Annotated in this window: 17 protein-coding genes; 1 reads left to right on the top strand and 16 read right to left on the bottom strand. The window is 59.6% G+C overall.

What is annotated here, in order from left to right:
* The 14 genes from CR254_RS15290 to CR254_RS15225 form a co-directional block, all read right to left on the bottom strand.
* Positions 1–1,206, bottom strand: coding sequence for a phenylacetate--CoA ligase family protein (locus CR254_RS15290; RefSeq protein WP_097931514.1), 1,206 nt, complete (start codon positions 1,204–1,206; stop codon positions 1–3).
* A 57-nt stretch (positions 1,207–1,263) separates the two neighbouring features.
* Positions 1,264–2,553, bottom strand: a complete 1,290-nt coding sequence (locus tag CR254_RS15285; RefSeq protein ID WP_097931570.1) for an ABC transporter substrate-binding protein — start codon at positions 2,551–2,553, stop codon at positions 1,264–1,266.
* A gap of 70 nt (positions 2,554–2,623) precedes the next feature.
* Positions 2,624–3,442, bottom strand: a complete 819-nt coding sequence (locus CR254_RS15280) for an ABC transporter ATP-binding protein (protein WP_097931512.1) — start codon at positions 3,440–3,442, stop codon at positions 2,624–2,626.
* Positions 3,443–3,498: 56 nt separating this feature from the next.
* Positions 3,499–4,788, bottom strand: coding sequence for an ABC transporter substrate-binding protein (locus tag CR254_RS15275; protein WP_097931510.1), 1,290 nt, complete (start codon positions 4,786–4,788; stop codon positions 3,499–3,501).
* 61 nt (positions 4,789–4,849) lie between these two features.
* Complete coding sequence (locus tag CR254_RS15270) at positions 4,850–5,926, bottom strand: branched-chain amino acid ABC transporter permease (RefSeq protein ID WP_097931508.1); 1,077 nt, start codon at positions 5,924–5,926, stop codon at positions 4,850–4,852.
* A gap of 42 nt (positions 5,927–5,968) precedes the next feature.
* Positions 5,969–6,973, bottom strand: coding sequence for a branched-chain amino acid ABC transporter permease (locus tag CR254_RS15265; RefSeq protein WP_097931506.1), 1,005 nt, complete (start codon positions 6,971–6,973; stop codon positions 5,969–5,971).
* The gene (locus CR254_RS15260; RefSeq protein WP_097931505.1) at positions 6,973–7,461 is read right to left on the bottom strand and encodes a hypothetical protein; all 489 of its coding nucleotides are present in this window, start codon (positions 7,459–7,461) and stop codon (positions 6,973–6,975) included. The genes CR254_RS15265 and CR254_RS15260 overlap by 1 nt, the downstream gene beginning before the upstream one ends.
* Positions 7,454–8,275 (bottom strand): ABC transporter ATP-binding protein, encoded by an 822-nt coding sequence (locus CR254_RS15255; RefSeq protein ID WP_097931503.1) that lies wholly within the window; start codon positions 8,273–8,275, stop codon positions 7,454–7,456. The genes CR254_RS15260 and CR254_RS15255 overlap by 8 nt, the downstream gene beginning before the upstream one ends.
* Before the next feature lie 82 nt (positions 8,276–8,357).
* A complete protein-coding gene (locus tag CR254_RS15250; RefSeq protein ID WP_097931501.1) occupies positions 8,358–10,325 on the bottom strand; it encodes an AMP-binding protein in 1,968 nt (655 codons plus the stop codon).
* Positions 10,326–10,667: 342 nt separating this feature from the next.
* Positions 10,668–11,117 carry an Hsp20 family protein gene (locus tag CR254_RS15245; protein ID WP_097931499.1) on the bottom strand — a complete coding sequence of 150 codons (450 nt, stop codon included), beginning with the start codon at positions 11,115–11,117 and terminating at the stop codon, positions 10,668–10,670.
* A 135-nt stretch (positions 11,118–11,252) separates the two neighbouring features.
* Positions 11,253–12,020, bottom strand: a complete 768-nt coding sequence (locus tag CR254_RS15240) for a trypsin-like serine peptidase (protein ID WP_097931497.1) — start codon at positions 12,018–12,020, stop codon at positions 11,253–11,255.
* 45 nt (positions 12,021–12,065) lie between these two features.
* The gene (gene glcF / locus CR254_RS15235; RefSeq protein WP_097931495.1) at positions 12,066–13,355 is read right to left on the bottom strand and encodes a glycolate oxidase subunit GlcF; all 1,290 of its coding nucleotides are present in this window, start codon (positions 13,353–13,355) and stop codon (positions 12,066–12,068) included.
* A gap of 9 nt (positions 13,356–13,364) precedes the next feature.
* The gene (gene glcE, locus CR254_RS15230; RefSeq protein ID WP_097931568.1) at positions 13,365–14,480 is read right to left on the bottom strand and encodes a glycolate oxidase subunit GlcE; all 1,116 of its coding nucleotides are present in this window, start codon (positions 14,478–14,480) and stop codon (positions 13,365–13,367) included.
* Positions 14,481–14,540: 60 nt separating this feature from the next.
* Entirely contained in the window at positions 14,541–15,989 is a 1,449-nt protein-coding gene (locus CR254_RS15225; RefSeq protein WP_097931493.1) for an FAD-linked oxidase C-terminal domain-containing protein, read from the bottom strand.
* 152 nt (positions 15,990–16,141) lie between these two features.
* Here CR254_RS15225 and CR254_RS15220 point away from each other — a divergent pair, with 152 nt between their 5' ends.
* On the top strand, positions 16,142–16,837 hold the full coding sequence (locus tag CR254_RS15220; RefSeq protein WP_097931491.1) for a DUF599 domain-containing protein: 696 nt from the start codon (positions 16,142–16,144) through the stop codon (positions 16,835–16,837).
* On the opposite strand, the gene CR254_RS15215 is transcribed toward CR254_RS15220, so the two are convergent.
* Together CR254_RS15215 and CR254_RS15210 are read right to left on the bottom strand one after the other, a co-directional pair.
* On the bottom strand, positions 16,834–18,921 hold the full coding sequence (locus CR254_RS15215) for a hypothetical protein (protein ID WP_097931490.1): 2,088 nt from the start codon (positions 18,919–18,921) through the stop codon (positions 16,834–16,836). The genes CR254_RS15220 and CR254_RS15215 overlap by 4 nt on opposite strands.
* The gene (locus CR254_RS15210; protein WP_097931488.1) at positions 18,918–21,677 is read right to left on the bottom strand and encodes a DUF4159 domain-containing protein; all 2,760 of its coding nucleotides are present in this window, start codon (positions 21,675–21,677) and stop codon (positions 18,918–18,920) included. Before CR254_RS15210 ends, CR254_RS15215 begins: the two co-directional genes overlap by 4 nt.
* Position 21,678: the final 1 nt, after the last annotated feature.

Genomic DNA, 21,678 nt, shown 5'->3' with positions numbered 1-21,678 from the left:
TCAATCGTAGCTGCGCTGATCGTCAATAACCTTGCCATCATTTGGCAGGGTTCCCTTGGCCACCACCTCGACCTGACCGCCCAGCTTTAGAACGGCGCGCACGCTGTCCGAAACGGCATCGGCGTTCACGCCATCGGATTCGACCTGCACCAGCATCGCATCCTGTTCACCCTGACGGGTTGCGGTAACACGGGCGCGGGCAATTTCGGGGTGCCGCTCAACCAGGGCGGCAACCTGTTCAGGGCGCACAAACATCCCCTTGATCTTGGCCGTTTGATCGGCACGGCCCATCCAGCCCTTGATCCGCATATTCGTACGGCCACAGGGGCTTTCGCCGGTTAACACCGCGCTGAGGTCACCGGTCGCAAAGCGGATCAGCGGGTAATCGCGGTTCAGGCTGGTCACAACAACCTCGCCGACCTCGCCCTCCGCCACAGGATCACCGGTGCCGGGGCGCACGATCTCAACGATCACGCCCTCATCCACGATCATTCCCTCCATCGCCGCACTCTCATAGGCGATATTGCCCAGATCAGCGGTGGCATAGCACTGCAAGCACGCAATACCGCGATCCGCATATTCAGCCCGCAGCGACGGGAACAGCGCACCGCCACCAACAACGGCCCGTTTGATGCCCAGCGACAGGCCCAGCTCCTGCGCCTTATCGAGGATAACCTTCAGGTAATCCGGCGTGCCGGCATAGGCGGTCACACCCAGATGCGCCGCGGCCTGAGCCTGCAACTCGGTCTGGCCGGTGCCTGCGGGGAAGACCCGAGCGCCGACTGCCTTTGCCCCACTTTCAAACATCATGCCCGCCGGCGTGAAATGATAGGAGAAACAGTTCTGAACCAGATCATCGGCACCCAGCCCGGCAGCATGCGCAAACCGGCCCATGCGATACCAGTCATCACCGGTTCCGCCTGGCTCATAAATCGGGCCCGGCGATTGGAATGCATGATGTGAACGCCCCGCCGCAAATCCACCAAAGGGCGGCGACGCCTTTTGCGCGGCACCCAGATCGGATTTACGCAACACGGGCAAGGTCGCCAATTGCTCCAGCGATGAGACCCGCCCCACTGCCCCCAAATGCGCCGCCATACCGGGCGCATGGGTAACAGCATGTTCGATCAGCGCGGCAAGAGCGCTGCCCTGATCGGCGTTGCGTTGATCGCGGGACCGGATTTCAAGGGCATCAAAATGGGTCATGTCTGCTCCATGTCATATCAATAAATCTGTCCGAGCACCGCGATCACAGCTGCCCCCTCAGTTTGAGGGGCAACCGGTCGCAGTGATCTCATTCGCCAGCGCAAATGCTGCCGATGCTTCACGGATTTGGGGTTCGATCAGCGCATCATCCGGCGGGTAGTAATCCGTGATCTGTACCCAGCGGCGCTGCTGCGAATTCCACTCAGCAACGGCAACCATGCCGCCACCGCCATGATCCTCACACGTGATCTGCATCGGTGGGGTGAACCCCTCCATTCCCAATGCTTCGAATGCTGCATCGTCCAAGGTCAACTGCTCGTATCCGTCGCGCACCATGGGCGGGGTTACATCGCCAACACCATGAATTTCCTGTGCAATACGGATCGCCTCGGCCGCGTAAATCGCAGCAGCAACACCGCGATTATACAGCGCCTCACCGATATTGTTCATCCGGCCACGCGCCAAATCGCGCTGATAAACCAGATTGTTCAGGTCGTTGAAAATCGCGAAATTATCGCCAACCGCGTGGAACGTGACCGAGCGATATCCCTCAACAGCGTCGCCAAGTGGTTTCAGATCGGATTCAGCAGCAGACCACCAAATGCCCATCATCTGATCGACGGGATAACCGACCTCGACCGCGCCCTCTAACGCTACACGGTTCATCACGCCCCATCCCCAAAGCAGGATGTGATCCGGGCTTTCCTCAGCCACGACGGGCCAGATTGCGGATTGATCCTCACCCGGATGATCGACGGGCATCATGATCAGCTCAAATCCCTCAATCTCTGCCAAAGCCTCCAATGTCGGGATCGGCTCACGCCCGTAGCCGGAATTATGGTGCATATGCATGATCCGCTTACCCTCAAGCGAACCACCATACAGTTCCTTGAGATATGCAATCTGCGCAACCGCACCGTCCCAATAATGTGCCGGAAAGTTGAAAACATAGGGATAGGTCGCGCCGTCCGACGCCGCCGTCAGCCCGTAACCCATCGTGTGCAGAACGACCTCATCCTCCTGCACGCGGCGGATCAGCTCAACCGTTACGCCCGTGGACAGCGGCTGATAGACCAGCGCGCCCTGCGTGACGGTTTCCTCGTAACATGCAACACCACGGTCCGTGGCATAGCCAAACTCACATTCCAGCAATTCGATCGGAACACCGCCAATGCCGCCGTCGCGTTCATTTAGCATTGTGAAATAGTCTGCATAACCGTCCGAAAACGGAATACCGCCTGCGGCATAGGGGCCGGTGCGATAGGTTAGACTTACCATTGTGAGGTCGGCCATGGCCGGTGTGGCGGTTGCGGCACAGACCGCAATCGCCGCTATAGTGGCTCGCATATTCATTCCCCTCCCCGGGATGTAGCGCGTGCAAGCGGCGTTCCGTTCAGGCCACCGCTTGGCAATTATTTTAACTCAACCAACGCTTACGCCGACGATAGGATCGAACATCACGAAAGCTCTTACGGCCCTCGTCACCAACCCCTAGATAGAACTCTTTTACGTCCGGGTTCTCACGCAGTTCGGATGCAACACCATCCATCACCACACGGCCCGACTCCAGAATGTAGCCATAATGCGCATATCGCAACGCTACATTGGTATTTTGCTCGGCCAATAGGAAGGAAACTCCCTCCTGCTCGTTCAAACTTTTCACAATACCAAAGATTTCCTCAACCAATTGGGGTGCTAGCCCCATTGATGGCTCGTCTAGGAGGACTGTTTCAGGCTTGGACATCAATGCACGGCCAATCGCGCACATCTGTTGTTCCCCACCGGAGGTATATCCGGCCTGCGATTTGCGACGTTCGCGCAGACGGGGGAAGTAGTTATAGACCATCTCCAGACCCTGCTTCGCCTCAGCGGCGGAGCGGGTATAGGCGCCGGTCATCAGGTTTTCCTCGACCGTCAAATGCTCGAAGCAATGACGCCCCTCCATCACCTGAATGACGCCACCGCGTACCAGATCATTGGGGGATCGGTCCTGCGTGGTCGCGCCACGATACAGGATAGACCCCTTTGTCACCTCGCCACGTTCCGAGGCGAGCAAGCCCGAAATCGCCTTCAAGGTTGTGCTTTTCCCGGCACCGTTACCGCCCAGCAATGCGGTGATGCCGCCTCTTGGCACCTTCAGGCTGACGCCCTTCAATACGAGGATCACGTGATTATAGATCACCTCGATATTGTTCACTTCGAGCAGTGTCTCATCAGTTTGCGCAGTGTCCAGCATCGGGCTCCCCTATTCTGAATTGCTCCCGGCGCGATACGCCAGGAGCGGTGATTGGATTACTCGCAACGTGTCTCTGGGATGTTGTTCTCAGCCGCATAGGCCAGAGAATCTTCCATCACCAGACGACCAATCACGTCCTTGTCGGGATCCGCGAAATCCGAAATCAGCGACCAGGTCTGCGTGTCCGCATCCCATTCCGCCATGGCGGAGCTGCCCGGACCACCGTGATCCGCACAGGATACGGAGAATTCAGGACCGAAGCCCGGCAGGCCCAGTGCTTCCATCTTCGCCTCGTCGATCACCAATGCCTCCATGCCGTCGCGCATCATTGCTGGAGTGATGTCGGCCACGCCATGGATTTCCTGCGCGGTCTTCACAGCCTCGGCTGCCAGCATCGCCGCGTACATTCCGCGGTTATACAGCACCGTTCCGATCTGATCGCCGGCACCAGCGGCAAGGCCCGCATCAACAACATGTGCCTGAATGTCGTCATAGACAGGGTAGTCATCGCCCACACCGTGGAACGTCACAGAGCGATAGCCATCAGCACCCGCACCAGCCGGGATCACGTCATTCTCGGAACCCGACCACCAAACGCCGTAGAAGTTGTTCATCGGGAAGCGGATGTTCGCAGCTTCCTGAATCGCAACGGAGTTCTGTACACCCCAGCCCCACATGATGACGTAGTCGGGACGCTCACGACGTACTTCCAGCCAAGTCGAACGCTGCTCGTTACCCGGAGGGCTAACGGCCTTGAGCGAAACGGTAAAGCCGTGCTCCTCACCCAGTGCCTGCAATGTGCGGATGGGCTCCGCGCCGAACGAACTGTCGTGATAGACCAACGCGATGGTCTTGCCCTCCAGATCGCCGCCGGTTTCCTCCAGCAGGTAGTTCACGATGCCCGATGCTGCGTCCCAGTAGTTCGCAGGATAGTTGAACACGTGGCTGAACACTTCGCCATTCGACGCCGAAGTCCGGCCATACCCCATGGTGTGCATCGGAATGTCGTCTGCCGTCACCTTCGGGATCAACTGATAGGTAATGCCGGTGGACAGTGGTTGATAAACCAGCGCGCCTTCGCCCTTGGTCGATTCATAGCATTCCACGCCACGCTCGGTGTTATAGCCGGTTTCGCACGGGATCTGACGGATCGGCTCACCACCGATGCCACCATCACGCTCCTGCAACAGGGTCAGATAGTCGGCATAGCCATCAGCGAACGGAATACCGCCCGATGCATATGGGCCAGTCCGGTAATCGAGCAGCGGAAACACCAGATCGGCAGATGCCGAGCCAGCAACGATTGCGGTTGTGCATGCCGCGAGTACAAGGGTCTTGAGCTTCATTCTAGATTTCCTCCGGTTGAGATTAACGCCCCGGTTTGTCCGGGGTCGTATAATTGAAAGCTTAGTGCGGGAACGGCCACAGACGCAGTTTTTCCTTCACCGTACGCCACAGTGCGGCAAGGCCGTGTGGTTCTACAATCAGGAAAAATACGATCAGACCGCCAGCGATGAGAAAGTTGATATGCGCGGCAATATCCGTCGGCCAACCCAGCGTATCCACAAAGAAAATCTTCAGGAACACAGGCAGCAGAACCATGAACGCCGCACCGGCAAAGGCACCAAAGATCGAGCCAAGTCCGCCAATGATGACCATAAACAGCACCAGGAACGATTTCTGGATACCGAACGCTTCACCAACCTCAGCCGCACCCAGATAGACCGCGAAAAACAGCGAGCCGGAAATCCCGATAAAGAACGACGAGACAGCAAACGCGCTCAGCTTGGTCCGCAATGGATTCACGCCGATGATTTCCGCCGCAATATCCATATCCCGAATGGCCATCCACGACCGCCCGATCCGGCCCCGTGTCAAGTTCCGCGTCAGCCATGCCAACGTGAAAACAAAGATGAGACAGAACAGATAGGCCACCCATGGCTCCGCATTCGGGCCTGTTACCGCTTGGCCAAAAATGGTCCGCTCGGGTGCGGAAATCTGGCCGGATGCCGAATTGTTGTAGAACCACGGCACCTTGTTGAACAACCAGACAAGGAAGAACTGCGCCGCCAGTGTCGCCACCGCCAGATAGAACCCCTTGATCCGCAGCGATGGCAGACCGAACAAAACCCCCACAATCGCCGTGATAAGCCCCGACAGGATCACGATGAAAAAGATGTTCAGGTCAGGAAAGGCCGTCATCAACTTATAGGTCGCATAGGCGCCCACGGCCATGAAACCACCGGTTCCCAGTGACACCTGACCGCAATATCCGGTCAGGATGTTCAGCCCCAATGCCGCAATGGCAAAGATCAGGAACGGCAGCATAATCGCGTTCACCGTGTAATCCGTCAGGACGAATGGCACGATACAGAATGCGACGAACACCACCGCATAATACCACCAGCGATCCAGTTTGATCGGGAAGGTTTGCGCGTCATCCGTGTAGGATGTCTTATAGTCGCCTGCCTCACGATAGAGCATCGCGCCCTCCTACTACTGTATTGTTTTCAGGGTTGCTGTTCATCACACACGCTCGATGATCTTGTCGCCAAACAGACCCTGGGGCCGGAACACGAGGAACAGCAGGGCCAGCACATAGGCGAACCAGTTTTCAGTCGCGCCACCCAGGAACGGCGCACCGATTGCGAATTCGAACAGCTTCTCACCCATTCCGATAATCAGGCCGCCAACAATGGCACCGGGGATCGAGGTAAAGCCGCCCAGCATCAGCACCGGCAGCGCCTTTAGCGCGATCAGGCTGAGTGAGAATTGCACGCCCGATTTAGCGCCCCACATGATACCCGCGACCAGTGCAACGAAACCCGCAATCGACCAAACCATGATCCAGATCCGGTTCAGCGAGATACCAACCGACAGCGCCGCCTGATGGTCATCTGCCACCGCACGCATCGCGGTTCCGGCCTTGGTGTACTGGGCAAAAATCGTCAGACCAGCCACCAGGAACACCGCAATCACGGTTGCCCAGATATCCAGTGTATCGACATACATACCCCAATAGGTTTCCCCCTCACGCGCCCATTGTGCGGTCACATCCTCGATCCAGAACGACCCGCCCGAGGGCAACCCGACATCCAGCGACTTCAGCTCAGCGCCCCACATCAGGTCGCCAAAACCCTCCATGAAATAGGCCAGTCCGATGGTCGCCATGAACAGAATGATCGGCTCCTGATTGACCAGTCGCACCATGATGACCCGCACCACGACCCATGCAAACACCACCATGACCAGAGTGGTCAGGATGATCGCCAGAATGGACGGCACATCGAACCCGAAACGCGACACATGCAGACCGGTGATCGCGTTGATCAGATGCGCAAACGGCACCTGTCCGGTTTGAATGCCGACTAGCGATTGTGCGGCAAACAGGGCCATAACCCCTTGGGCGTAATTGAAAACACCCGAGGATTTGAAAATCAAAACGAAGCCCAACGCGACGAGGGAATATAGTACTCCCGTCATCAGTCCGTTGATCGAGACTTCCAGCGTATTAAGCAGCCAGATCGGCATCAGTTCTCTCCCAGAACGGTGTTGGACCAATCGCCTGCGGGCAGGCTCATGGCGTTAAGTGCGGCGACATCCGGTCCCGGGACCGCCATCACGACCAGCAGGGTAACTTCCCCGTCTTCACGTTGTTTTAGAAACTGGGTCCGCCCCTGTCCGGCCGGCCCCTCAATCATTCCTGCATCGGTGGCAAAGGATGTTGCGGCGGTTACAAACTCATCCGCATTCACCCCCAAACCGAACACGCCACACGATTGCACATCGTCATAATCGAACAGCGCCAGTGCAGGGTTTTCAGCAACCCATGCGCGCCCTGCCGCACCGTCAATCAGGCTAGCGACAACGGCATCCGATGCGGGCTCCAGCTCAGGCGAAATCGCGGCACCTGCCTCGATATGCGGCAGGCAATGCGCGCTGAACAGGTCGAGCATTTGCCCGCTTTCCTGTGCAGCAAGCGGCCCGGAGGCCAGCATTAATGCGAGAACCTTAATCATGGGACACACCCAGATAGGCGTCGATCACCTCGGGATTGGCGATAACCTCTGCCGGTGTGCCGTCGCCGATCTTACGTCCGTAATCCAGCACAACCACGCGGTCGGAAATGTCCATGACCACGCCCATATCGTGCTCGATCAGGGCAATCGTGGTGCCGAACTCATCGTTCACGTCCAGGATAAAGCGGGACATGTCCTCCTTCTCCTCAACGTTCATGCCGGCCATCGGCTCATCCAGCAGCAGCAACTTGGGTTCCGCGGCCAAGGCGCGGCCCAGCTCGACCCGCTTTTGCAGACCGTATGGCAAACGGCCAACCGGCGTCTTGCGGATCGCCTGAATTTCGAGGAAGTCGATAATCTTCTCGACCACTTCGCGGTTCTCGATCTCCTCGCGCTCTGCCTCACCATGCCACAATGCCTGCTTCCAGACCGGTGCCTTCATATGGGTGAAACGGCCCGTCATGATGTTGTCCAGCGTGCTCATCCCCTTGAACAACGCGATGTTCTGGAATGTGCGGGCGATGCCCTGCTGCGCAATCTGATAGGGTTTCATCGGCCCGCGCTTTTCCCCGCGGAAGTAGATGCCCCCCTCCTGCGGGTGGTAAAAGCCGTTGATGACGTTCAGCATCGAGGATTTCCCCGCGCCGTTCGGGCCGATAATTGCGCGGATTTCACCCTCTCGGATATCGAAGGAGATATCCTTGATCGCGACCACACCGCCAAAGCGCAGCGTGATGTTTTGTACCTCCATCATCACCGGACCAATGGTGCGGCCATCTGGTGTGACGTAGCTATCGTGGTTCATATCATTCATCGCTTCACCTCAAACGGGATCGCTGGGCACAGGCTGTCGCCCGGGGCGGGGATATTACGGGGGCGGAACGCCGATTTGGGTATCATTCCGCGGCGACCGAATGCGCCTTTACGGCAACGGTTGCTGCATCGCGGATTTCAAGCTGACCGCTGACGCGACCCTTACGGCCATCCTCATAGGTCACTTCGGTATCGGCAAAGACACCATCGGAACCGTCATAAAGCGCGGTGATCAGATCAGCGTAGCGTTCCTCAACAATCCGGCGACGCACCTTTTGTGTGCGTGTCAGTTCGCCATCATCGGCGTCCAACTGCTTGTGCAGGATAAGGAAGCGATGGATTTGGCAGCCGGACAGCATCTCGTCCTGCGCGACGGAGCGGTTGACCTCCTCAACATGCGCCTGAAGCGTGGCAAGCACCTGCGGGTGCTGCGCCAGTTCCTGATAGGAACCATAGGCGATGTTGTTGCGCTCGGCCCAGTTGCCGACGGAGCCCAGATCGATATTCAGGAATGCAGTGCAATTGTCGCGATCGTTGCCGAAAACCACGGCCTCCAGAATGTTGGGAAAGAACTTCAGCTTGTTCTCGACATATTTCGGCGCGAACAGCGAACCATCGGCCATTTTGCCAACATCCTTGGCCCGGTCGATAATGCGCAGATGGCCGCTTTCCTTCTCGATGAAGCCCGCATCGCCGGTTGCGACCCAGCCCTCGGGATCCTTGGTCGAAGCGGTGCTCTCGGGATTCTTATAATATTCAACGAACGTACCGGGAGAGCGATAGAACACCTCGCCACTGTCACCGATGCGGATTTCAACGTCAGGCGACGGAACGCCGACCGTATCCGCACGCACCTGCCCGTCAGGCTGTTGCGTGATGTAAACCGACGCCTCTGTCTGACCATAGAGCTGCTTGAGGTTGATGCCCAGCGAGCGATAGAAATCAAAGATTTCCGGTCCGATAGCCTCACCGGCGGTATAGCCGATCCGCACCTTGGACATGCCCAGCGTATTTTTCAGCGGGCCGTAAACCAGCGCGTTGCCGATGGCGTACTGAATTTTCTCGCCCAGGCTAACCGGCTTACCGTCCAGCATTTTCGGACCGACCGTCTTGGCCAAGGCCATGTATTTGTGGAACAACTTCTGCTTGATCTTGGAGGCATCCTCCATCCGGATCATCACATTGGTCAGCAGGCCCTCGAAAAAGCGGGGCGGCGCGAAGAAGTAGCTCGGCCCAACCTCACGCAGATCGGTCTGCATGGTGTGCTCGCTCTCGGGACAACAAACGCAGAAACCGGTCCATTGCGATTGCCCCATCGAGAAGATGAAATCGCCGACCCATGCCATAGGCAGATAGGCAATAACGCTATCCGTTTGACGCAACCCATCGAATTCACAGCTGTTTTTCGCCGTAACCAGAATATTGCGGTTGGACAGAACCACGCCCTTGGGGCGGCCTGTCGTGCCGGATGTGTACAGCATGACGCAGGTATCATCGATACCGCGTGTCGCAATATCGGCGTCCATTGCGGCACCCAGCGATGCCTCCAATGCCTTACCGCGCGTGATCAGCGCCTCAAGCCCGTGCAGCGTTTCGTGATCATATTTGCGCAGCCCGCGCGGATCACGGTAAACGATCTGCCGCAGATCAGGCAGCTTTTCGCGGACTTCCAAAACCTTATCGACCTGCTCCTGATCGTCACACACAACCAGCTTGGCCGAGCAATGATCCAGAACGTATGCGATCTCCTCCGCCACACCGTCCTGATAGATCGGAACCGGAACACCACCGGCGGCGGAAATCGCGGTCATCGCGATATATAGCTCGGGCCGGTTTGTGCCGATGATGGCGACATGGTCACCCTTCTCCAGCCCCAGTTCCAGCAGCCCCAGCGCGGTTGCGCGCATGTCTGCATAGGCCTCGGCCCAGGTCCAGCTTTGCCAGATCCCGAATTCTTTCACCCTGTACGCAGGCGCGTCAGCGAACCGTTGCGCGTTATGCGCCAACAGCTTCGGGAACGTATCGAGATCGCCGAGTACGGACTTATTCATTCTTCTTCTCCCCCCTGTGAAGCCAGATTTTGCGCACTCGCTCTTATTGGCGATGGATAATTGCGCAAGTTGCTTCGTTGGAGTTTGAAACGTACCAGCAGATTTTCAGCCACGTAAAGGGGGTAAAATGAACTAGCGTTCAATTTCTGCATTTGAGCTGCGAAATTCAGGGGCATCCCGCCCTCGAGAATGCAGCGGAATTACGTGTAATTTTTTGTGATCACATCCGAAACGCGCACAACATTAGACTGCAAATGCAACGCCTTGCGCGTTCACGTTATCGATCACGCATAAAAAAAGCCGCCCCGTAGGGCGGCTTCAACTCAGCGCAAAACCTTAGTTTCAGGCACTGACGGTTTGGGCGGACAATGCCTTGGCCGATTGGATTTCAACGCGCCGTGGCTTCAATGCTTCGGGCACTTCACGCACCAATTCGATGTGCAACAGCCCGTTTTCGGTGCGCGCACCCAATGCGCGAACATGATCGGCCAGCTGGAACCGCTTCTCAAATGCACGGGTCGCAATGCCGCGATGCAGATAGCTTGGCTCACGCTCGGTCGCCGACTTCTTGCCGGAAACGACCAACTGGCCATCGCGTGCCTCAATTGACAGCTCATCCTCAGCAAATCCAGCAACAGCCACCGTAATCAGATAAGCATCGTCACCGGTTTTTTCGATATTATAGGGGGGATATCCCGTCTGACCATTATCAGCGACAGTGTCCAGCAGGTTGAACAACCGGTCATAACCAACAGTGGAGCGGTAGAACGGGGAAAAATCAGTATTACGCATGATGCATCCTTCCAAAAGCGATACGTTTGCTTAGGGCCTCCATCTATGGACCGCCCCAGAACTTCGCGAAGCCCGATATCGGCGCCTCACATCAAACTATTTGGGAAGGCGCGTCACGCCATTCAAGGGGGCCATTCACTCGCGCCCCAACTGTTCCGCAATGCTTGCGCCGGGGCGGCGAATGCCGCGATCCGCATCCCCATGCACAATATCGGTCAGCACCGAATCGAGCGCCCCCTCATCAATCGCCGCGCCATATGCCACCTGCTGATCTCCACCCCGCCGTCCGATGGCGGACACGACAGATGAAATCCGCGCACGCCCGTTGCGCACGGTAAAAACCGGACTGCCCGACGCACCAAAGGTCACATCGCAATCCATCACCACAAACCGATCCTGCACGGCGATCGTCTCACACGGCTCCTGAATCGAGGGGGCCTCAGGCCGATCACGGGCATAGGAAACGACGACGATGGGATCACCCGCGCGGGGGCGCAGCTCACGCTCGAACGGGCGCACATCATTGATCGGCTCGGATAGTTCCAGCACGGCGATATCAGACACGATCTGCTGCTCGCTCAATTCACGCAGGGGGTCATAGCCGCGATGCACCATCACGCGCCGCACACGCCGATGCGCGACGTAATCGCCAATGTAATAGCCCGCAACGAAGTGCAGCGCGTCTGGCCGTACCAGCCGCCGCGTTCGTTCGGAAAACACGCAATGCGCCGCTGTCAGCACCAGATCGGGCGCGATCAGCGCACCGGTGCAGAACCCCCGCCCGTCGATGTTCAGACGACCCACGGCCTGCCAATCCTCGGCCTCCTCGACCGATAACAGGCGGCGGCCCTCGGCGTTGGCACCACTTGCCAGCAACGCCAGCATCAAAATCAAAAATCGCATCGGACCCTCCGCCCCGCGTGACTTTTACAGTCTGCGGGGCTGGGATCAATCGCCTACAGTCAAGGCGCGCGGCTTCGGCCCGCCTGTGGCCCAGTCGAGCAGCTCAACCGTATGCACCACCGGCACGCCGATTGCGGATCCGATTTGCATCATGCAGCCGATATTACCGGCGGCGATCAGGTCGGGTTTTGTGGCCTGCAATGTCTCGACCTTACGTGCCTTTAGCTGCCCCGAAATCTCGGGCTGCATCAGGTTATAGGTGCCTGCCGACCCACAACATAGATGCGGGTCACGCGGCTCTACCACTGTAAATCCGGCCTTTTTCAACAGCTTCTTAGGCGTATCCTTGATCTGCTGGCCGTGTTGCAATGAACAGGCGGAATGATAGGCCACGCGCAGCGATTGCGGCTGCGCGTTCAGGTCCAGCGTTTCGAGCAGCTCAGAAATATCACGCGCAATCCCCGACACCCGCGCCGCATCCGCCGCCAGCGGGTCGTTGCGGAACATATGTCCGTAATCCTTGACCGTGGTTCCACAGCCAGAGGTATTGATCACGATCGCGTCAAGCCCCTCTCCATCCATCTCCGTCACCCAAGCACGCACATTGGCGGCGGCGGAGGCATGGCTCTTATCCTCGCGCCCCATATGATGGGTCAGCGCACCACAACAGCCAGCGCCCTGCGCAACCACAACCTCGACACCATGCCGTCGCAAAATGCGGATGGTGGCATCGTTAATGTCGGTGTTCAGCGCCTTTTGCGCACAGCCTGTCATCAGGGCCACACGCTTGATCCGTTGCCCCTGCGCAGGAAAGCTTTGCGGGCGATCATTGGGCGATGGTGAGGGAATATCGCGGGGCGCCATGTCCAGCATTGCCCGCAGCCGAGGATCAGGCATGAACCGGCGAAAGGGCCGCCCCAGCTTCGCCAAGCCCAGGGCCGCACGGAACCGCCCCGGATAGGGCAGGATTTGCGACAGCGTCCAGCGCAGCGCCTTATCCATAAAGGGCCGGTCGTAATTCTTCTCGATGTAGGCGCGGGCGTGGTCCACCAGATGCATGTAGTGCACGCCGGATGGGCAGGTGGACATGCAGGCCAGACAGCTCAGGCAACGGTCCACATGCTTCACCGTTTTTGCATCCGGCTTACGCTCGTTTTCCAGCATATCCTTGATCAGGTAAATCCGGCCACGCGGGCTGTCCAGCTCATCCCCCAGCACCTGATAGGTGGGGCAAGTCGCCGTGCAAAACCCGCAATGAACGCAACTGCGCAAGATTTCGTTGGAACGTGCAATCGCCGGATCGGTCAGTTGCTCGGGGGTAAAGGTCGTCTGCATATCGCCGTCCTAAATCATCTTGCCGGAATTGAGGATATCACGCGGGTCAAACCGCGCGCGCAGCCCCTGCGACAGCCGAGCAATCGGCATCGGCATCGGCTGAAACACACGCTGGCCCGTGCCGCGGATCAGGGTCGCATGACCTGCGATGCCATCAATCCGTTCACGCAAGGCGGCGCCCTGCGGCATCCGCAACCAAACCAAACCGCCCTGCCAATCGTAAAACGCGGCCTCGGCGCCGGCGGCGGCAACCACCGCAGGACCGTCAGAGGGCTTAACCGAAACGCGCCAAATATCACCCTGCTCTGCGCGCAATGGTTCCGCATCGCGCAAACCGGCCCAGATGGCAGTGATTTGCGCAGCGTCCGCAATAATTTCAGCCGCTCCATGGGATGCCAGATCGCGGGCCAATGCCTGCGCACGATAGGAAACCGACTGGTCCAATCCCTCGATCCGCACATAAGTCCGCCCGCCATCCGCCGGATCATGGGCCGCACCGGACACGTCATAGGGCGACCGCATCGCAGCAGCCAAGATCGCCACCGCATCAACATCCGACAGACCCTGCCAGACCAAGGTCGCAGTGGCCTGCGGGCGGGGCAACACCTTGAACGACACCTCAGTCAACACGCCCAAAGTGCCATAACTGCCGGCCAGCAGCTTGACCAAATCATAGCCGGTGACGTTCTTCATCACACGGCCACCATTTTTGATGATCTCGCCCTCTCCGGTCACGAAACGCACGCCGATCAGGCTATCCCGGCAGGCGCCAGCCTTTAACCGGCGCGGGCCGGAGGCGTTCACCGCCACAGCACCACCAATGGTCGGCGTGCCGGTTGTGCCCAAAATGCCGCGATGGTCCATCGGCTCAAACGGCAGCATTTGCCCCTCAGCCGCCAAGGCAGCCTCGATATCCGCCAAGGGTGTTCCCGCCCGAGCGACCAAGGTTAGCGCCCCTGGATCGTACAGTGTAATTCCGCTCAGCCCGCCGGTTTGCAGCACCGCATCAGTGCGAACCTCATTCCCGAAGTCCCGCGTCCCACCGCCGCGAATTTGCAACGCCGTGCGGTTATCATGAGCGGAACGAACCACTTTCGCCAACTCATCCTCGGTTTCGGGGGTCAGCACGGTGCCTGTCAAATCAGTCATCAGTATCTCCACGCCGCATATAAATCGGCCAACGTCTCAAGCAGCAGTTTGGCGGATGATGCGACGTCCCTCGGTCACATCCAGCGGGAACACCTTTGCAGGGTTCAACAGCCAGCCGGGGTCGAACACATCCTTGACCCGCAACTGCATTTCCAGATCGACGCGGTTGAACTGCACATGCATCAGATCGCGTTTTTCAATGCCAACGCCGTGCTCACCCGTCAGGCAACCGCCCACTTCAACGCAGAGCTTCAGGATCTCCGCGCCAAAGGCCTCGCAAATTTCCAGATCGCCGGGCTTGTTCGCATCGAACAGGATCAGTGGGTGCATATTGCCGTCGCCCGCGTGGAAAACATTGGCGACATCCAGCCCGAATTGCGCGCTCATCTCACGCATCCGGCGCAGGACCAGCGGCAGCTCACTGACCGGAATGGTGCCATCCAAACACATGTAATCGTTGATCTGGCCCATCGCGCCAAAGGCCGCCTTGCGCCCCGCCCAGATCGCCTTTGATTCCGCCTCGGACTTGCTCTCTCGCATCTCAACAGGGTTATGCGTGGCGGCGATAGCGGTGATTTTCGACAATTGCTCGTCGATTTCCGCGTCAGAGCCCTCAACCTCAACGATCAGCAGGGCCTCACATTCGGGATAACCTGCCTTGGCAAAACGCTCACAGGCCTGAATGCAGGGCCGATCCATGAATTCGATCGCAACGGGCAAAACACCGGCGCGGATAATGTCCGAGACACAGGCCCCCGCCACCTCGTTACTGTCAAAGGCCAGCATGATCGGGCGCGCGCCCTCGGGCTGAGCGATGATGCGCAACGTCGCCTCCGTCACGACGCCCAGCTGCCCCTCGGACCCGCAGATCACGCCCAGCAGATCATAGCCCGCCGCGTCCAGATGGGCACCGCCAACCTCGATGACCTCACCCTCCATCGTGACCATCGTGACGCCCAGCAGGTTATTCGTGGTCACGCCGTATTTCAGGCAATGCGCCCCGCCGGAATTCATCGCGATATTGCCCGCAATCGCACAGGCCAGCTGGCTGGACGGATCGGGAGCGTAGAAAAAGCCGTCCTGCTCTACCGCGCCGGTCACGCTCAAATTCGTGCGGCCGGTTTGAACGCGGATGAAGCGGTTGTCATAATCGGTTTCCAGAACGTCGCTCAGCTTGGCCACGCCCAGAATAACCGCATCCGCCGTTGGCAGCGCGCCGCCCGATAGCGACGTGCCCGACCCGCGCGGCACAACGGGCACGCCCTCCTCATGGCAAATGCGCAAAACAGCCGCGACCTCCGCCGTGTTTGCGGGTAGAACAGCGGCAAGCGGCGGGCATTTATAGGCGGTCAGCGCGTCGCATTCATAGGCGCGAACCTCATTATCGGAATGGATCACAGCATCCTCGGGCAATACCTGCTGCAATCGCGCGACCAGATGCGCCTTACGTGCGATAATCATCGCGTTTGGGTCTGGCATCTGCATGAGCGGCTCCTCAATCCGGTAAATTGGTTTGTTTATATTACCAATGACAAAAAACAGCCAGAGAATTCACAGATGCGCGACATTTTCCCTATGCTATGTAAGCTGCTGCACCTGCACCGTAATGTGCATGCCGATCAGTTAGGGACGATAGAATGCATTTGGACTTCGCAGGCTTGATAGACAAATTCGGGCCATTGGACCTTGCCGCGCTGATCACATTCTGGACCGCATGGCTGGTGATGACCGTCTGGATTGAGCGTGAGAGCAACAAGCGCCCCTCGGTTCATATCCTGATGATGCGCCATCGTTACAGCTGGATGCAGGAAATGGCCGCGCGCGACGTGCGTATTTTCGACAGCGCCATCCTGAACGGCATCCAGCAAAGCACGGCCTTTTTCGGCTCAACCACCCTGCTGGCCATTGGTGGTATTTTCGCGATCATTGGTAAGCCTGAGCTGATCCTGTCCGCAGGCGGCGGCATATTGCCCGACAACACCGTGCAGGCGATCCAGATCGAGATGTTGATGGTGCTGGGCATCACCAGCTTTACCTTCCTGAAATTCGCGTGGTCCAACCGCCTGTTCAGCTATTGCGCCATCGTAATGGCAGCTGTGCCAAATGACGGCAAAACGGAGGAAGGGCGCCGCATCGCCACCCGTGCCGCCCGCCTGAATTGTTATGCCGCGCGCAGCTTTAACCGTGGTTTGCGGGGCATCTATTACTCTCTCACCGCAATGGCATGGGTGATCGGGCCAGAGGCACTGATCGTCGCCACTATCATGACCACCACCACATTGGCACGGCGCGAATTCTTCTCACGCTCCCGTCAGGCGCTGCTCGACGATTAACGGCTTTCCAACCGCCACGCGCCGATAATCAACAGCCCGACCAGCAGCAGCACCAGCCACGCAGGGGCCAGCGGGGTCAGGCTGACATTTTCAACGGTGTAGGCCTGCCGATCGGCCAGCCCCAGCCAACCGCGCCCCGCAGCGTTACGCCCCTCACGCACGCGGCGCAGATCAGGCACGCCGTCAGAGATACGGATCACGCCACCATTCGAGGCATCTATCTGCGGCTCCAACAGGTCGGGCGTGGACAGCGCGTTCTCGAACTCCTTCGGCGCGGCTGGGCCAACGGCAGCAACGCCGGTGACATCCCCATCCGCCAGTCGCCACAGGCCCTGCTCCGCATCTGCGATCCGCGCCTCCCAGCGCCCCGGCTGCGTTTCCACCATTTGCGGCGTCAGAACCGTGCCGTCAGGGCCGGTCAATTCCAATGCAGGTGGCTCCGTGCTCAGGCTACGACGGCTTACGACCAAGTCGCCGCGATCATCATCGCCCAGCAGAACCTCCTCCTCCAACTCCGGCTCCTGCATCAGCCAATGGGCCAGTCGGCGCAGCAATTCCACCTGCGGGCCGCCACCCTCAAACCCGCGCGACCACAGCCACGCATGATCCGAGGCAAGCATCGCAATCCGCCCCCGCCCCGGCCGGTCAAGGATCAACAGCGGCCGCCCATCTGGCCCCTCCATCACCGCATCGCCCGAGGTTTGTTCCAGATCGATCAACCGGAACCAGCGCCCCCAACCGGGCAATCCATCGACCGAGGGGCTGGGCGCGAACGCCTCCAAACCAGCCGTCACCGGATGGCGTGCGCCCAGCTCCGAGATCAGCGGCAGATAGCCCTCCTCGATCACCCGCGCAGTCGGATCGGCGGGCAAAACGCGAGCCAAGGGGGTGCGCCACAGGCTTTCCACCCCGGCAAATGCAGGGCCGGAGGCAACCAGAACCGCGCCGCCTTCCTCAACATAGCGGGCAATATTATCCAGATAGCTGGGCGGCAAAACGCCCCGTCGACGATAACGGTCAAAGATGATCAGATCGAATTCGTCGATCTTTTCCATGAACAGCTCATGCGTGGGGAACGCGATCAGGCTCATCTCGTAAACCGGCACGCCATCTTGCTTGGACGGGGGGCGCAGAATGGTGAAGTGCACCAAATCCACCGCCGCATCCGATTTCAGCAGGTTACGCCACGTGCGCCCACCCGCATGCGGCTCACCCGAAACCAGTAGCACCCGCAGCCGGTCGCGAATGCCGTTAATCTCCAATAATGCCGAGTTATTGCGCGGCGTCAGCTCACCCGCCCCCTCCGCCACGGAGAGCTGGATGATGTTCATCCCGCCCCGCGTGATCGGCAGATCAAAGGTGATATCCTCACCCAGCGGCACCTCGATCCGAATATCGTCACCGCCATCGAAACTGACCAGCAAGGTCTCGCTCAACGATGGCTGCGGAACCGCACCCAGCTCATCCACGCGCAGGGTTAGCTGCACGTTTTCGCCTACGATGCCAAATGCTGGGGCCGCGACCAGCGTTAGCTTGCGATCCCATTCGCGTGGCTCACCGGTCAGGACCAGATGCAGCGGCGCGTTCAGTTCGGGCGTCAATTCCCGATCATGCACCTGCCCGTCGCTGATCATAATGGCACCCGCAATCCGGTCCGGCGCAACACCGGCCATCGCATCGGACAGCGCGCGCATCGCCAGGGTGCCACGCCCCTCCTGCGCGCCGGTGGCGTTGCCAACCTCAACCCGCCGCCATTCCAAGGGCGCATCGGGATCACCCGCCAAGAGGTCCAGCGAGGCTGACAGCTCCGCCTCCGCCTGCTCGATCTGAGTAGGCCGGACGCCGATATCCTGACTGTCGGACCGATCCACCAGCAGAAACGCAACATCGACCAGCGGGCTACGATCCTCATCCTTCAGGCTGGGACCAGCAAGTGCCGCCAGAAAAACCAGCCCGCCCAGCCCGCGCAGCGCCCAACCGGGCAACCGCATCCACGCCGCATATAGGCACAGCACCACCAGCGCCGCCGCCAATCCAGCGATCAGAACCAATGGCACCAAGGGTGCAAAGACGACCCCGCTCATTGCCCCAACCTTTCAAGCAGAGCAGGCACATGCACCTGATCCGACTTATAATTTCCGGTCATTACATACATGACCAAATTCACGCCGAACCGGAACGCCATCTCTCGCTGTCGTTCACCACTGACGCCGCGCCCGACGGGGCGGATAAAGCTGCCCTGATCGTCCATCGCCCATGCGCCGGCCCAATCATTGCCACCGATAATCACCGGACTAACCCCGTCATTCAGGTTGCGAAACGGCACCCCGTCCAGATCAACCGGCGCCAATGAAGCTTCGGCCCAGACCGGCGCACCGACATAGCGCCCGGGATAATCGTCGAGCAGATAGAACGCCCGCGTCATCACGTGATCCGCCGGAATCCGCTCCAGCGATGGCAGGTCAAGCTGCCCGGCCAAGCGGCGCAATTGCGCATTTCCGGGTCCCTCACTGCCGCCCGCCAGATGGGTATCGCGGGTATCAAACAGGATCATGCCGCCCGATCGCAGATAGGTATTGATCCGCACCACAGCCTCAGGTCCGGGGGGGGCCTGCGCATCGGTTATCGGCCAGTATAACAGCGGATAGAATGCCAGCTCGTCCCGCTCAATATCCACCGCCACAGGGGGCGCAGGCTCAATCGCTGTGCGCTGCGTTAGAACCGTGGACAGTCCGGTCAGGCCCGCACGGCTGATCCGGTCCACCTCCACATCGCCGGTACGGATATAGGCCAACACGGTTTCGGAGGTGGCATAGATCGCACCGGGATCATCACGCACGCTCTGCGCCTTTACGTCCTGCGCGCCCATGAACAGCATCAGCGCCAGCCCTGTCATTCCCGCCCGCGCCGCAGGCCGCAATCGCCCGCCAAGGGCAAGCGTGGCGAGGATATCCACCAACAGCAAAATCAACGCGCCAGCCAGCACAGGACCAGTCAAATCCTGCTCGGCCCGCACGGCATATCCGCGCGATGCGATCCCTGCGGGTAGCTCCAGCGCTTGCAAGCTCGTCGCGTCGTCGGTCACGTTATAGGCATGGCCCCGCACACCGGCGCGGTACAATCCGGGCGGTGCGTCGGGCGCGGGCGCCGCATCAGCCAGCCGTTCCCCTGAAACACCGGCAAGCCGCTGCACGTCCATGATATCCCCCATTCCGTTCAGCACACGCTCGGGCGTCCAGATGGCACCGGTTAGGGCCTGCGCTCCCTGCTCACCCGATTGCGCAACCCGTGCGATCCGGTCCAGCATCTCTAGGAACAGACCCGATAGCGGCAGGCTGGACCAACGCGGCGTGGCTGTGACGTGGAACAGGATCACCCGCCCGCGCCCCTCATCCCGCGCCGTGACGAGGGGCGTGCCATCCTCCAGCGCGACCAAGGTCCGTTCCGCCAGATCAGGATCAGGCTGCGCCATCACCTGCGAGACAACATCCACATCCTCCGGCAGGGCCAAACCATCGAACAAAGTACCCTGAGGAAATGGCCGTAACCTCTTGGGATCGCCCCAAGACATCGCGCCGCCCAGGTTCCGCCCTCCCTCACGTAGGCGCACGGGCAACAGCGGATCACGCTCCATCTGGCCAACCGTGCTGGCCGCCATGCGGGGTCCGGCAAAACGCACCAGCATGCCGCCATCACGCACCCAATCCTGTAGCGCATTGCGTTCATCATCCGAGAAATTCGCAACATCCGCCAGCATGACAATATCGGGTGCTGCATCCAGAACTTCGGAGAGCAGCGGCTCCACCACCTCCGCCACGGGCGTCAATGCGGTGCGCAGGTAATGTAGCGGCTCGGTCAGGGATTGCCCCTCACCACTGCGGGCGCTGGATACCAAGGCGATGCGGCGGCGTTGCAGGGCATCATCGGTCAAAACCGTGGCACCGGCGGACCGATACGGCGCGGCCAGCACCAGTCGTGTAACCCGATTGCGCAGTTCCAGCGGCAAATCAATCGCCACGCGGTTGCGGACCTCATCAGCGCCTAATGTAACCTCAACCTGATCCAGCACACGCTCCACCCCCGCCGCATCAGTGCCAATCACCTGCAATGGCACAACCTGCGGCGCGGCATTCGGGGCGCGTAAAACATGAGTGACAAGCTGCCCGTCCTCGAACCGCGCGGGCGCTAGGGCCAGTGCGGTTTGCGTCGGCATCACCACCTCAACCCGCCCCAACGCGGCCAAGGCATCAGGCAAGCCGCCATCATCGCCCAAACCATCCGTGATCCAAATGCTGGCTCCGATATCATCCAACGCATCCAGTTGCTCGGCAAAACCTGCGCGGTCCGGCGCCCATGCCATCGGCTGCATATCGTCCAGCACGCCCAGCCAATCGGCGGCGGCACGCGGGGCCAAATCCGGCTCCGCATCGGCCAGAGAGACCAGATGCACCGCCCGTCCGCTGCGCCCTGCCCGCTGCAAAATCTGGCGAGCTTCCTGCCGGCGCGCGCTCCAATTCGACGCGCTGGCCCAGCCACCATCCATAACGATCAGCAACGCGCCGTCCCCCTGCTCCACATCCGAGGCAGGATTAAGCAGCGGACCGGACAGCCCCAAAATCGCCATCGCCAACATCGCGATCCGCAGCGCCAGCAACCACCACGGCGTGCGCGCGGGCATCCGCTCCGCATCTTGCAGCCCTAGCAGCAGTGAAATTCCGGGAAACATCCGCCGCACGGGGGCTGGCGGCGTTGCCCGCAGCAACCACCACAATGCCGGCAACGCGACCAAGGCGGCCAGCAGCAGCGGCGTTACAAATCCAATCGCTCCAAGGCTCAGCATG

Origin of the sequence: Pontivivens marinum, from assembly GCF_900231835.1 — a bacterium.
Classification (GTDB): Bacteria; Pseudomonadota; Alphaproteobacteria; order Rhodobacterales; family Rhodobacteraceae; genus Pontivivens; species Pontivivens marinum.
This window is presented reverse-complemented; position numbering and strand designations above follow the sequence as displayed.

Excerpts from the sequence above, each read along its gene's own strand:
- CR254_RS15290 (WP_097931514.1), bottom strand. The coding sequence starts at position 1,206 with ATGACCCATTTTGATGCCCTTGAAATCCGGTCCCGCGATCAACGCAAC.
- CR254_RS15285 (WP_097931570.1), bottom strand. The coding sequence starts at position 2,553 with ATGCGAGCCACTATAGCGGCGATTGCGGTCTGTGCCGCAACCGCCACA.
- CR254_RS15280 (WP_097931512.1), bottom strand. The coding sequence starts at position 3,442 with ATGCTGGACACTGCGCAAACTGATGAGACACTGCTCGAAGTGAACAAT.
- CR254_RS15275 (WP_097931510.1), bottom strand. The coding sequence starts at position 4,788 with ATGAAGCTCAAGACCCTTGTACTCGCGGCATGCACAACCGCAATCGTT.
- CR254_RS15270 (WP_097931508.1), bottom strand. The coding sequence starts at position 5,926 with ATGCTCTATCGTGAGGCAGGCGACTATAAGACATCCTACACGGATGAC.
- CR254_RS15265 (WP_097931506.1), bottom strand. The coding sequence starts at position 6,973 with ATGCCGATCTGGCTGCTTAATACGCTGGAAGTCTCGATCAACGGACTG.
- CR254_RS15260 (WP_097931505.1), bottom strand. The coding sequence starts at position 7,461 with ATGATTAAGGTTCTCGCATTAATGCTGGCCTCCGGGCCGCTTGCTGCA.
- CR254_RS15255 (WP_097931503.1), bottom strand. The coding sequence starts at position 8,275 with ATGAATGATATGAACCACGATAGCTACGTCACACCAGATGGCCGCACC.
- CR254_RS15250 (WP_097931501.1), bottom strand. The coding sequence starts at position 10,325 with ATGAATAAGTCCGTACTCGGCGATCTCGATACGTTCCCGAAGCTGTTG.
- CR254_RS15245 (WP_097931499.1), bottom strand. The coding sequence starts at position 11,117 with ATGCGTAATACTGATTTTTCCCCGTTCTACCGCTCCACTGTTGGTTAT.
- CR254_RS15240 (WP_097931497.1), bottom strand. The coding sequence starts at position 12,020 with ATGCGATTTTTGATTTTGATGCTGGCGTTGCTGGCAAGTGGTGCCAAC.
- glcF (WP_097931495.1), bottom strand. The coding sequence starts at position 13,355 with ATGCAGACGACCTTTACCCCCGAGCAACTGACCGATCCGGCGATTGCA.
- CR254_RS15225 (WP_097931493.1), bottom strand. The coding sequence starts at position 15,989 with ATGCAGATGCCAGACCCAAACGCGATGATTATCGCACGTAAGGCGCAT.
- CR254_RS15220 (WP_097931491.1), top strand. The coding sequence starts at position 16,142 with ATGCATTTGGACTTCGCAGGCTTGATAGACAAATTCGGGCCATTGGAC.
- CR254_RS15215 (WP_097931490.1), bottom strand. The coding sequence starts at position 18,921 with ATGAGCGGGGTCGTCTTTGCACCCTTGGTGCCATTGGTTCTGATCGCT.
- CR254_RS15210 (WP_097931488.1), bottom strand. The coding sequence starts at position 21,677 with ATGCTGAGCCTTGGAGCGATTGGATTTGTAACGCCGCTGCTGCTGGCC.